The sequence below is a fragment of the Vibrio sp. SALL6 genome, from assembly GCF_002002385.1.
Lineage (GTDB): Bacteria > Pseudomonadota > Gammaproteobacteria > Enterobacterales > Vibrionaceae > Vibrio > Vibrio parahaemolyticus.
In genome coordinates this window covers 15,100-27,841 of the sequence record NZ_MQVK01000010.1, presented here as the reverse complement: position 1 = coordinate 27,841, position 12,742 = coordinate 15,100, and the positions used below count along the sequence as shown (strand labels likewise).

The window sequence follows — 12,742 nt, the reverse complement described above, 5'->3', positions numbered from 1 at the left end:
AGGTTAACAGGCTTTCATTCAGCTACACTGAGCACTCATTTACTGCAATTCGTAGATATTATGCTTGTGATTGCAGTTCTTGCCATAGATCACTAACAATCACGCGATCCGCAGGCGTCAGTTCTGCACGTGCTTCTTCTAGGCTGTTCGCGATACGAGATTTTAGCTCTTCAACATCGTTGATGCCGTCTTCTTCACAAGATGCGGCAGACAGAGAGATGTGACCACGTAGATAACCACCAGCAAACAGTTCATCATCAGATGCGTTTTCAATACGAGCATCAATCAGTTCTAGTAGTTTTTCTTCAAATTCAATAATCATGGAGTTTCTCTGAGGTTATTTGGGTTACTTAACGCTAAAATCAGACGCTTCCAGCTGCTTAGTTTGGTAAAACGCACGTAAGGCGTCCGAAAGCATTTTCACTCGCGGTGGCAAACCTGCTTCCAAAATACCTAATACTTCTTTATGCACTTTTTGCATAAAGCCAAGCCTATCTGGTTCAAAATCGCCGTGTAGATTGTCACAACTGACCGTAAAAGGGAAGCCAGCACTCGTGGCAAGAATCCATTCGTAAGCTTGAGGGCGAATTTCTACTTTTTCGAACTCAGCTTGTACGGCTTCAGTGCGTCCATCCGGCTCATACCAGTAGCCAAAATCTTCCATTAAACGACGTTCAGGACCAGCGACACACCAGTGCGCGATTTCGTGCAGAGCAGAAGCGTAAAAACCTCGAGCAAAAATAATACGATGGTGAGGATGCTCATCATCAGCTGGCAGATAAATAGGCTCATCACCACCAAGCTCTAGCGTGGTGTTGAATTGCTCAAGAAAAGTGTCATTGAAAATGGTGATTAGATCTTGGTATTCGTGGGTCATCGTCGAGTCTGTACTTCAAATTGACATGCGCTGCGCATTGTCGCTGTTTTTGCAAATAAGGTAAAGGCATCCCACAGTTTTGGTTATTAGTTGAGTTTATCTGAACCGACCTTTCTCAATACAATTTCTCATTCGTCAGCGTACTCATTTACTAATACACTCTCGCCTTATTTTGGTGCCACTCAAATTGCTGTTTTTCAAGCAGTTTGATTATGAGCATGTTGCTGGTTTTAATCACTTTTTAAGACTGATTAAGCCGTTTGTAAGTGTTGTTACTGCCCTAACCATTTTGTAATGGATAAACGGTAACTTTTTACTTTGAGTGTTCCCCTATGTTGCTAAGTGTGTTGTATATCATTGGTATCACGGCTGAAGCCATGACAGGTGCGTTAAGCGCTGGTAGAAGAAAAATGGACTGGTTTGGCGTTATGTTGGTAGCGAGTGCGACAGCCATTGGCGGCGGCACAGTGCGTGACATTTTATTGGGCCACTACCCTCTTGGTTGGGTCAAGAATCCTGAATTTCTGGCTATCACCTGTGTTGCTGGCGTACTAACGACTGGCCTCGCGAAATGGGTGATCAAACTAAAAGGCTTGTTCATTCGTCTTGATGCACTGGGTTTGATTGTATTTAGCATCATCGGTACCAAGATTGCGATGGGCATGGGCTTGCACCCAGGCATCTGTATGGTGTCTGCATTGGTGACTGGCGTATTTGGTGGCTTACTTCGCGATTTGATCTGTCGCCAAACTCCGTTGGTACTGCATGAGGAGCTATACGCTTCTATCGCGTTGATTGCATCCGGCCTTTACCTTGCGTTACTGGAATTCAGCGTGCCAGACGTAACAGCAACCATTGTTACCCTTGTTGTGGGTTACGTACTTCGTATGGCAGCGGTTCGATTTAAGTGGCGTTTGCCTTCTTTCCAGTTGGAAACCGAAAGCTCGCTCCACTAAGTTAAGAAAAAGAACAAAAAAGAAAAGGTTGCTCCATGAGCAACCTTTTCTTTGTATTTAGAGCACCAAACTTAAATCTTTGGTGTTTCTGTCGTTACGCCGTGGTTTTGCCCACGATGACGCAGTAAGTGATCCATCACAACAATCGCCAGCATGGCTTCAGCAATAGGCACAGCACGAATGCCGACACATGGGTCGTGACGACCTTTCGTGATGAGCTGAGTGGGTTCTCCTTCTTTAGTGATCGTGTCACCCGGAACCGTAATGCTTGATGTTGGCTTAAGTGCAATATTCGCAACGATGTCTTGACCAGTCGAGATGCCACCAAGGATACCACCAGCATGGTTGCTACCAAAACCTTGCGGAGAAAGTGGGTCACGGTGCTGACTGCCTTTTTGGTTTACGACATCAAAACCATCACCAATTTCAACACCCTTCACCGCGTTGATGCTCATTAGCGCGTGCGCAATGTCTGCATCCAAGCGGTCAAACACTGGTTCACCAAGGCCAACAGGTACGTTGGTTGCAACAACCTGAATTTTCGCACCAATTGAATCGCCTTCTTTTTTTAGGTCGCGGATCAGTTGATCAAACGCTTCCACTTTGTCTGTATCTGGGCAGAAGAATGCGTTGTTTTCAATTTCGTCCCAGTCGACTTTATCAATAGAAACATCGCCCATTTGTGACAAGTAAGCGCGGATTTCTACGCCAAATTCATCTTTCAGATATTTCTTCGCGATTGCACCTGCAGCCACACGCATCGCAGTTTCACGGGCTGACGAACGGCCGCCGCCTCGATAGTCACGAATGCCATATTTTTGGTGGTAAGTGTAATCAGCATGTCCCGGGCGGAACTTATCTTTGATGTCTGAGTAATCTTTTGAACGTTGATCGGTATTTTCGATCAACAGGCCGATTGAAGTGCCTGTGGTTTTGCCTTCAAACACGCCAGAAAGAATTTTAACTTCGTCCGGTTCACGACGCTGTGTGGTGTAACGTGATGTGCCAGGACGACGACGGTCGAGATCCGTTTGCAGATCTGCTTCTGTAATTTCTAATCCCGGAGGACATCCGTCTACGATACATCCCAGTGCGATACCGTGACTTTCTCCGAATGTTGTCACTCGAAAATGTTGTCCGATACTGTTTCCTGCCATTACTTCCTCAAGTTATTGTCGCCACGCTCTCTGATTGAGCGCAACTGCTTTCCAATTCTTCGTGGATTCATAGTGGCTTTATTACGTTTTGATGTAAAGAGTTAATATCGATGAGTTATGCATAAAAAAACACCGAGCATCAGGCTCGGTGTTTTGAGGTTTTTGGGAAAGACGGATTAGTCTTTGTACAGTTTGAACTCTTCTGCACAATCAACCAGTTGCGCACGAGTCAGCATAAATACGCCGTGGCCACCGTTTTCAAATTCAATCCAAGTGAATGGAATTTGTGGGTACTGGTCCATCATATGGATCATTGAGTTGCCCACTTCACAGATCAAGATACCGTCATCAGTTAGGTAGTCTGGCGCGTTCGCAAGAATACGGCGAACCAATTTCAGGCCATCGGTACCCGCAGCCAAACCTAGCTCAGGTTCATGCGTGAACTCTTGTGGCAGGCTGTTCATGTCTTCTTCATCCACATAAGGTGGGTTAGACACGATGAGGTTGTATTTCTCTTTTGGCAGATCGCGGAACAGATCCGAACGGATTGGGAACACTTGTTGTTCCATGCCGTGATCTTGAATGTTTTGTTCTGCAACTTGAAGCGCGTCCGCTGAGATATCAATCGCGTCAACTTCTGCTTCAGGGAATGCGTGCGCACATGCAATCGCAATACAGCCACTGCCCGTACATAGATCCATGATTCGAGTTGGCTCTTCTACCAGCCAAGGTTGGAATTCCGCTTGAATCAATTCACCAATTGGAGAACGTGGCACAAGAACACGCTCGTCAACGAAGAACTCAAGACCACAGAACCACGCTTTGTTGGTTAAGTAAGCCGTTGGCGTACGCTCGTTAATGCGTTTTACTACTCGCTCAACAATGCGTAGACGCTCACTTGTGGTTAGGCGAGAGTTCAATACATGCGGAGGCACATCGATCGGCAAGTATAAGGTTGGCAGGATAAGCTGAACGGCTTCATCCCACGCGTTATCAGTACCATGACCGTAAAACAGGTTCGCTGCATTAAAGCGGCTAACCGTCCAACGAATCATATCTTGAAGGGTATGCAGTTCCGATACCGCCTCTTCTACAAAAATCTTATCCAAAATTGCCTCCGAAAAGCGCTACAATACTGCCAATAAAGTTTATTAATGAAATTGTTTACCTAATGAGCAAAAAAGACACCGAACATGATGACGATTTCGCCTTGTTTAAGGAAGCAGTACAGGGCGTAAAAAAGTTGCGACAGGATACCATAATCCAGCAACCAAAAAAAAATACTAAGCAAAAAGAAATCAAACGCTCAAACCGAGAAGCGAGTGATTCTGAGTTTTACTTTTCCGATGAGTTTGTGCCTCGATTAAACGAAGAAGGCCCAACTCGCTATGCTCGTGATGATGTTTCTACTTATGAAGTGAAACGTCTGCGTCGCGGTGTCTACGTGCCTGACGTTTTCCTCGATATGCACGGCATGACACAGCAAGAAGCTAAACGCGAACTTGGTGCCATGATCGCCTATTGCGTAAAAAACGAAATTCACTGTGCGTGTGTTCAACACGGTATTGGTAAACACATTCTGAAGCAAAAAGCCCCACTTTGGCTGGCTCAGCACCCTGATGTGATGGCCTTCCACCAAGCACCGTTAGAATTTGGCGGTGACGGCGCGCTGCTGGTTTTGCTCTCTATTCCAGAGAAGTAACACATACACTCTAAGAATAAGAAAGGCAGGATATTCCTGCCTTTTGTTTATCAATATCTAATTTTTAAATGCTTGTTTTAGATGTCTGTCTATTTAAGAGATCGATTTATCTTTAGATAACGATGACTTAGACGCTCAAGGCGTAATATGCCAAAGCACCTCACCACGCTGTGTTTGTGGTTCGTATTCGATGCACACTAAACCAGAGGTTGGGAACATTGGAGGCGTCATCTCTTTCACAAACTCAGACGTCAAATAACCAACTAACGGTAAATGAGAAACAAACAATAGAGACTCTAGTTTCTCGACTTCAATGAGCGCGTTCGCAAAATCAAACACGCAATCCGATTGACCGTATGGTGTGATGTCGTCACTGGTCTCGATGCTTTTTGTCGAGAAAAACGTACTGATTTCTTGCCAGGTTTGCTGAGCACGGATGTAAGGGCTCACCAACACTTTGTCAAATTGAGCAAAACCTTGCTCAGCACAAGCTCGTGCAACAGCCTCTGACTCGGTTCTGCCTCTTTGGGTCAGTTCTCTTGCTGCGTCTGAATCTGCGAAATGCTCAGCTTCGCCATGACGCATGATGAATATTTTCATGTTATTTCCTAGGGATAGCTAACGCTACCAAAAGGTTGACTGCTATCTTTATAGATAATCGGGGCTAATTTTAATAATGACGAAACAAAAATACTGATATAATTATCTGTTCATTATACCAATTCGCTTGCTAAAGATAGCGACTTTCTTAACAATCTATTAAAAAGAATATACTCAGTTCATCACATTCTACGATGAAGTCATGAACTCAGTGCATTCCTTCAAACAGCTCTACCCCATACGCAAAAGCGATGGGTCCAATGCAGTACTCTTACGAATAACAAAAATGCGGCAAGCAGTATTTGTCGAACGCAACATTTGCGCTACCCCCTTTGGGGTTCATAATTAATGTAATGCGAAATCTGGAGACGCATCGTGCACCTAAGTCCAAACGATTCAAACCAATACCGCTACCTTACTTTGAGTAATGGCTTGCGCGTATTGCTGATTCATTCTGATACAGCTCAACAGTCGGCAGCCGCCCTAGCTGTGAACGTTGGACACTTCGACGACCCAGTTGATCGTCAAGGTCTGGCTCACTATCTAGAACACATGCTTTTTTTGGGTACGGAAAAATACCCTAAAGTGGGCGAGTTTCAAAGTTATATTAGCCAACATGGTGGAACGAATAACGCGTGGACAGGAACGGAGCACACCTGCTTCTTTTTTGATGTCACTCCAAGTGCATTTGAAAACGCACTGGATCGCTTTAGCCAATTCTTTACCGCGCCACTGTTTAACGAAGAAGCATTAGATAAAGAGCGCCAAGCGGTCGACTCTGAGTACAAGCTGAAATTGAATGACGACTCGCGTCGCTTGTATCAAGTCAACAAAGAAGTCATCAATCCAGAACATCCATTTTCAAAATTCTCTGTCGGCAATTTAGATACGCTTGGCGACCGAGATGGTCAGTCTATTCGTGATGAAATTGTCGAGTTTCATCATTCTCAATATTCAGCCGATCTTATGACGCTGACATTGTTTGGGCCTCAATCTCTTGATGAGCAGCAAGCTTGTGTAGAAGCCATATTCGCTGACATCCCTAATCATCAATTAAGTGGTAAATCGATTAACGTACCGATTGGGACTGAAGACAGCACCGGAATTTTGGTTCAAATTGAGCCCATCAAAGAGTTTCGCAAACTCATTCTCACCTTCCCTATGCCGGGAATGGATAAACACTACGGCGTGAAGCCTCTCTCTTATTTCGCTCATTTGTTAGGTTACGAAGGCGAAGGGAGCTTGATGCTTCAACTGAAGAGCAAAGGCTGGATCACTTCCCTATCAGCCGGCGGCGGGGCAAGTGGCAGCAACTATCGTGATTTTACGGTCAGTTGTACACTCACACCAGAAGGGTTAGACCACGTAGATGACATCATTCAAGCTGTCTTCCAATATCTAACCATGATCAAACAAGACGGAATGAATGAGTGGCGCTACCTAGAGAAGCAAGCAGTGTTGGAATCTGCATTCCGCTTTCAAGAACCTTCACGCCCTCTCGATTTAGTTAGCCATTTAGTCATCAATATGCAGCATTATCAGCCGCACGATATTATCTATGGCGACTACAAAATGTCGGGCTATGATGAAGATCTACAACGTTCTCTGCTGCAATATTTATCTGTCGACAATGTCCGCGTTACGCTGATCGCCAAAGGACTTGAGTACAATCGCACTGCGGAGTGGTATTTCACCCCCTACTCCGTCACTCCATTCAGTAGCGAGCAAAAACGCTTCTTCCAACAAATTGATCCGCGTTGGCAGTTTGTTCTGCCAGAGAAGAACCCGTACATTTGTTACGACCTCGACCCAATGCCCTTTGAAAACGGGGGCTCACTACCGGAGTTGATTGAAGATCTCGAAGGTTTTCGCCTGTGGCATTTGCAAGATGATGAGTTCCGAGTGCCGAAAGGCGTAGTGTACGTTGCGATCGACAGTTCTCACGCGGTCGCATCGCCTAAAAATATTGTGAAAACACGTCTTTGTGTCGAAATGTTTTTGGACTCACTAGCCAAAGAAACCTACCAAGCTGAAATCGCGGGCATGGGCTACAACATGTATGCACACCAAGGTGGGGTAACTTTGACGTTGTCGGGCTTCAGCCAAAAACTGCCGCAACTGCTTGAGATGATTTTACGCCGTTTCGCCGCTAGAGAGTTCAACCCGACTCGGTTCGAAACCATCAAACAACAATTATTACGTAATTGGCGAAATTCATCTCAAGATCGCCCAATTTCTCAACTGTTCAACGCATTAACAGGTTTGTTGCAGCCCAACAATCCTCCTTTCGCGACACTTGCAGAAGCGCTGGAAGAGATTGAAGTCGATGAACTGTCGACATTCGTCGAGTCGATTTTGGCGGAACTCCACGTAGAAATGTTCGTTTATGGCGACTGGCAACGTCAACAAGCGCATGATATGGCAACAACCTTGAAAGATGCCTTGCGCGTAAAAGAACAGCGCTACGAAGAAGCACTGCGTCCGTTAATTATGCTCGGTCAAAATGGCAGTTTTCAGCGCGAAGTGCATTGTAATCAACAAGATTCTGCTGTGGTAATTTACCACCAGTGTGAAGACATCGAACCGCGCAGCATCGCACTTTATTCTTTGGCCAATCACCTCATGTCGGCAACCTTCTTTCATGAGATTCGCACCAAGCAGCAACTCGGCTACATGGTCGGCACTGGTAACATGCCACTGAACCGTCATCCGGGGATTGTGCTTTATGTGCAATCGCCTAACGCAGCCCCTGCGGAATTAGTTACCTCTATCGATGAATTTTTAAATGCATTTTACATGGTGCTTTTGGAGCTCAACGACTACCAATGGCACAGCAGTAAGCGTGGCCTTTGGAACCAAATCGCAACCCCAGACACGACTTTACGTGGACGAGCGCAACGCTTGTGGGTAGCAATAGGCAACAAAGATACCGAGTTTAATCAACGCGAAAAAGTACTAGCCGAGCTCAAAAAGCTAACAAGAGCAGACATGATTCGCTTTGTCGTTAACGAACTGAAACCGAGAACAGCAAACCGGTTGGTCATGCACTCGCAAGGCCAAGCACATGTCGATGCTCCTCGAATTCACTTAGGGCAAGAAATTGGTTCTATCGAAGAATTTCAGTTACGACCAAAAGATTGTGGTCTGGGCTAAGACCATCACCGTAATGGATAAAATGGGCGGAAGTCGAGCTGTAAAATATGTGAGAAACCCATCAATTTACTAATACGACTTGGATAGTCTTAACAGAAAATTGAAATTACGCGATTGCCGCTTATGCTCTAATTACCGCACAAAAAACATGTAGATGAGGCACTCATGAAGAAACTATTACTACTTGCTGCAGTATTATTACCATTCGCATCCGCTCATGCTGAAATCACAGTAAAAGGTGACGATTTTGAATTGAGCAAAGATTGTGTTCGCCTAAGCGGTGACAATATTTCCGTCAAATCCGACGATTGCTCTTCTAAAAACTGGGATGATAAAGACAAAAAAGGAAACGCTAGCGTGCATGGCGATGACAACCCAGGTAAAGGGCATAACAAAGATAAAAAAGACAAGAAGAAATAAACACTTCTGTTCGAAAAAAGGCTTGCGCGATGCAAGCCTTTTTAATGTTCAGCGTTTCAAGAACTTAGTAGAAGGTACGACCTTCACCCGCTCTAGTCAGCAGTCCGTCGCATGGCGCATAACGATCGCCATATTTCGATGCAAATTCGTTCATTTTCTCAACCAGTTCTTTCAAACCGAATTGATCCATATAACGGAATGGCCCGCCAAGGAATGGAGGGAAGCCAATACCAAAAATCGCACCAATATCGCCATCGCGCGGAGAGCGAATAATACCGTCGTCCAAGCATCGTACTGCTTCATTAAGCATTGGCAGTACACAGCGCAACGCAATATCGTTATCGCTGAGCTTCGATTCTGGCGTCAGTTTGAGTAGCTTGTAGATGGATTTATCGACTTCTTTCTTCTTACCTTTGTAAGTGTAGAAACCTTTCCCGCTCTTACGTCCTTTGCGACCGTCATTCAATAAGATATCGAATACATCAGGACCTTTGAATCGTTCGCCCAACTCATTGACCAGAATCGGCATGATCTTCGCACCAATATCAACACCAACTTCATCAAGTAACGTGATTGGCCCAACAGGGAAGCCGAAATCCAACAACGCACCATCTAACTTCTCAATCGGCTCATTTGCCAGCAAGATATGCGCAGCTTCATTCATGTAAGGCGCAAGAATGCGGTTTACGTAAAAGCCAGCTTTGTCCTTCACAACGATTGGGGTTTTACCCTGCTTCTTAGCCAATGCGACAACTGTCGAAATGGTTTCATCAGACGTTGTTTCATGCGGAATCACTTCCACCAGCGGCATTTTTTCTACTGGGCTAAAGTAATGTAAACCGACGATGTTTTCTGGTCGCTCTGCCTTTTCTGCAATCTTGTGGATTGGTAACGAAGACGTGTTCGTAGCAAAAATAGTTTCAGATTTTGCGTTTGCTTCAATGTCCGCAACCATCTGTTGTTTTAGATCCAAGTCTTCGAAAACCGCTTCGATCACAACATCAATGTGGTTGTAACTTGTAAAGTCTACGCCACCTGACAGTTGCAACATCTTCGCCTGTAAATCGGCTTTCGACAGGATGCGACGTTTGCGCTGCTTCTCAAACAACTTGTAGTTGTAGTTAAGTGCGTTCAACACACCGTCATTGCTCACATCTTTGATTCTAACAGGCACTTTTGCTTTTGCTACCGTTACATGACTGATCCCAGCGCCCATTAAGCCGCCACCAAGAACACCCACTTTTTTCACCGCTGCTGGCTGTGCATCCGTGCCGTGTTCCTTCTTCATTTCAGTAGTCGCGAAGAAGATAGAGCGCAATGCCTTCGATTCGGAGCTCATCACAAGCTCACCAAATCGTTTCGCTTCTAGCTCTTGCCCTTGTGCAAAGCCTTTTTCCAGACCGTGTTGAATCACTTCTAGAATCGCGGCCGTTGCTGGATAGTTGCCACGGGTCTTCTGGTTGGTTTTCTTCGCAGCTTGTTCGAAAACGAGCTTACGACCTAACCCACTGCCCGACATCAACTTCTCTTTCGTCGATTGCTTTTTCTTGCCCTTGTTCTTACCTTTGTCGATAAACTGTTTTGCTACGTCGAGCAAAATTGTGTCAGGGACACACGCGTCCACAACGCCCAGTTTTTTGGCTTTCTTCGCGCGAAGCTGTTTACCCGTCAGGATCAAGTCCAATGACGGTAACAGACCAATCAAACGTGGCAAACGCTGAGTACCGCCAGAACCCGGTAATAGACCGAGTTGAACTTCTGGTAAGCCTAAGCGTGTCTTATCGGAATCCGTACAAACACGGTAATCACATGCAAGCGCAAGTTCTAAACCGCCACCCAAACATGGGCCGTGAATAGCCGCAACCACAGGGTAAGGTAAGTCAGACAGTTGTTGGAACAACTCTTGACCTTGTTTTGCCAATGCTTGTGCTTCATTCGCTGTGGTACATGCCTCCAACATACGAACATCGGCACCTGCCACAAAATTATCCGGTTTTAAGGAGTGAATGATCATCCCTTTGATGCCACTGGAGTCTTTTAGCTGAGCAAAAATTTCTTTCATTTCGTCAGCAAAAGCCGCCTGTAGCGTGTTCATCTTTTCATTCGGTACGTCGATCGCTAACCATGCAATGTTCTGCTCATCAACGTTAAGACTAAATGCTTTTTGCTCGCTCATTACTCAACCTCCAGAATCATTGCCGCGCCAAGACCACCCGCAGCACAAGCGGTATTCAATGCAATACCACCACCACGACGTTTCAATTCACGTAGAGTTTGCGTCATCATACGCGCACCCGTCGCCGCGAATGGGTGACCGTAAGCGATTGAGCCACCGAGCACGTTGAATTTATCCATGTCGATTTCACCGATCGCTTTCGAACGACCTAGGTTTTCTTGAGCAAACTTATCTGAGGCAAACATTTTCACGTTTGCCAATGCTTGAGCAGCAAACGCTTCATGCATATCGATCAGCGTCAGATCCGACAGTTCCAAGCCTGTATTTTCGAGCACTTTCGCAGTCGCGTAAGTCGGTCCCATCAGCATGTCTTTTTCCACACCAATCGCTGAGAATGCGTAGCCACGGATGTAGCCAAGAATTTCCATGCCCAACTCTTTCGCTTTACCTTCACGCATCAGCATCACTGCCGCGCCACCATCAGTCAGCGGCGTACTGTTTGCTGCGGTAACACTGCCGTACTGGCGGTCAAATGCAGGACGTAACTTTGCATAGCCCTCTAACGTCGAGTCGTGACGAACGTTGTTGTCTTCAGAAATCCACTTTTTGTAAGGTTCAGGGAAAGCGGTCATCACCTCACCTTGAATTTTGCCTTCTTTCCAAGCTTGGGATGCCAATGTATGAGAGCGATGAGCTAGCGCATCTTGTTCTGCGCGTAAGATACCGTGCGTCTTCGCCATTTGCTCTGCCGTTTGTCCCATCGACAAACCCGTCGAGTATTCCGCGACGGCTGGCGGAACAGGCATGAGATCTTTAAAACTCAGACTTTTGAGAATATTGAGCTTCTGACCCAATGTTTTGGTTTTGCTTAGAGCCAACAGGTTAGCAGCAAGTTTTTTGGACACACCGATAGGAAGTACAGAAGATGAATCCGCACCACCAGCGATACCAATTTCAATGGTGCCAGCCATGATGCTCTCTGCTACGTTTACCGCCGCTTGGAAGCTCGTCGCACACGCACGCGTCACGCTGTAAGCGTCGGTATGGATGTTCATCCCCGTGCCCAATACGATTTCTCGTGCGATGTTTGGTGCTTCAGGCATTTGAACCACTTGTCCAAACACCACTTGTTCAATTAATTTCGGATCAATATCTGTTCGAGCAAGCATTTCGCTTACTACCATTTTCCCTAAATCGACCGCTGGCACTTGGCTAAATTCCGTGCTTTGACGAGCAAAGGGAGTTCGAAGCCCCGCGACAATAGCAACACGCTCACCATTGCGTGTTTTTACTTCCTGCTTGCCCATTGTTTCTCCTTAAATACAAGAGGTCTGACCTGATGCATTGTAATCAACTTGTTAAATTTATCAAACGTGCGTTTAAATAAACGTGAAGCAAGTAGATCAATTACTCTAGTTCATTGATTATATTGAATAACTATAGAAGCTAAAAACGGCAGAAAGTGTGTGGCAGGTAAAATTGAAGCAAAAAAAAACCACACATAACTGTGTGGTCGGAATATCTATAAAACAATTAACTTACGCCAATTGAAAATTAATCAGTTTCCTGATTAGGAGAAAGTAAAGTCAGCCTTCAAAAGGAAGTGTCATCTTGCTCAACATGTTAGTCACAAGGACTAACGAGATGACAAGATGTACTATAACCCCTTCACTGCTTGAGATTTTGAAATAGATCAATTTT

The 12,742-nt window shown here is 45.5% G+C and carries 11 protein-coding genes; 4 read left to right on the top strand and 7 right to left on the bottom strand.

The genetic code is table 11. The annotated features are described in order from the left end of the window. Window positions 1-58: 58 nt before the first annotated feature. Together BIW15_RS06600 and BIW15_RS06595 are read right to left on the bottom strand one after the other, a co-directional pair. Window positions 59-322 (bottom strand): YfcL family protein, encoded by a 264-nt coding sequence (locus BIW15_RS06600; RefSeq protein WP_005479532.1) that lies wholly within the window; start codon window positions 320-322, stop codon window positions 59-61. 24 nt (window positions 323-346) lie between these two features. Continuing rightward, the gene (locus tag BIW15_RS06595) at window positions 347-877 is read right to left on the bottom strand and encodes an elongation factor P hydroxylase (protein ID WP_021449889.1); all 531 of its coding nucleotides are present in this window, start codon (window positions 875-877) and stop codon (window positions 347-349) included. A gap of 332 nt (window positions 878-1,209) precedes the next feature. Here BIW15_RS06595 and BIW15_RS06585 point away from each other — a divergent pair, with 332 nt between their 5' ends. Further along, on the top strand, window positions 1,210-1,833 hold the full coding sequence (locus BIW15_RS06585; protein ID WP_005457667.1) for a trimeric intracellular cation channel family protein: 624 nt from the start codon (window positions 1,210-1,212) through the stop codon (window positions 1,831-1,833). A gap of 71 nt (window positions 1,834-1,904) precedes the next feature. Here BIW15_RS06585 and aroC read toward each other — a convergent pair whose 3' ends face one another. Together aroC and prmB are read right to left on the bottom strand one after the other, a co-directional pair. Beyond that, window positions 1,905-2,990, bottom strand: coding sequence for a chorismate synthase (gene aroC, locus BIW15_RS06580; RefSeq protein WP_005457714.1), 1,086 nt, complete (start codon window positions 2,988-2,990; stop codon window positions 1,905-1,907). Between the two features lie 176 nt (window positions 2,991-3,166). Further along, complete coding sequence (gene prmB, locus BIW15_RS06575; protein WP_005457652.1) at window positions 3,167-4,099, bottom strand: 50S ribosomal protein L3 N(5)-glutamine methyltransferase; 933 nt, start codon at window positions 4,097-4,099, stop codon at window positions 3,167-3,169. A gap of 62 nt (window positions 4,100-4,161) precedes the next feature. Here prmB and smrB point away from each other — a divergent pair, with 62 nt between their 5' ends. Then, window positions 4,162-4,692, top strand: coding sequence for an endonuclease SmrB (smrB, locus tag BIW15_RS06570; RefSeq protein WP_005457721.1), 531 nt, complete (start codon window positions 4,162-4,164; stop codon window positions 4,690-4,692). A gap of 135 nt (window positions 4,693-4,827) precedes the next feature. On the opposite strand, the gene sixA is transcribed toward smrB, so the two are convergent. Continuing rightward, a complete protein-coding gene (gene sixA, locus BIW15_RS06565) occupies window positions 4,828-5,292 on the bottom strand; it encodes a phosphohistidine phosphatase SixA (protein WP_005457775.1) in 465 nt (154 codons plus the stop codon). 375 nt (window positions 5,293-5,667) lie between these two features. Here sixA and BIW15_RS06560 point away from each other — a divergent pair, with 375 nt between their 5' ends. Continuing rightward, window positions 5,668-8,445 (top strand): insulinase family protein, encoded by a 2,778-nt coding sequence (locus BIW15_RS06560; RefSeq protein WP_077280714.1) that lies wholly within the window; start codon window positions 5,668-5,670, stop codon window positions 8,443-8,445. 165 nt (window positions 8,446-8,610) lie between these two features. Beyond that, a complete protein-coding gene (locus tag BIW15_RS06555; RefSeq protein WP_005457697.1) occupies window positions 8,611-8,865 on the top strand; it encodes a hypothetical protein in 255 nt (84 codons plus the stop codon). Between the two features lie 64 nt (window positions 8,866-8,929). Here BIW15_RS06555 and fadJ read toward each other — a convergent pair whose 3' ends face one another. Continuing rightward, window positions 8,930-11,041, bottom strand: coding sequence for a fatty acid oxidation complex subunit alpha FadJ (gene fadJ, locus BIW15_RS06550; protein ID WP_077280713.1), 2,112 nt, complete (start codon window positions 11,039-11,041; stop codon window positions 8,930-8,932). Beyond that, on the bottom strand, window positions 11,041-12,348 hold the full coding sequence (fadI, locus tag BIW15_RS06545) for an acetyl-CoA C-acyltransferase FadI (RefSeq protein ID WP_077280712.1): 1,308 nt from the start codon (window positions 12,346-12,348) through the stop codon (window positions 11,041-11,043). Before fadI ends, fadJ begins: the two co-directional genes overlap by 1 nt. Window positions 12,349-12,742 lie beyond the last annotated feature (394 nt).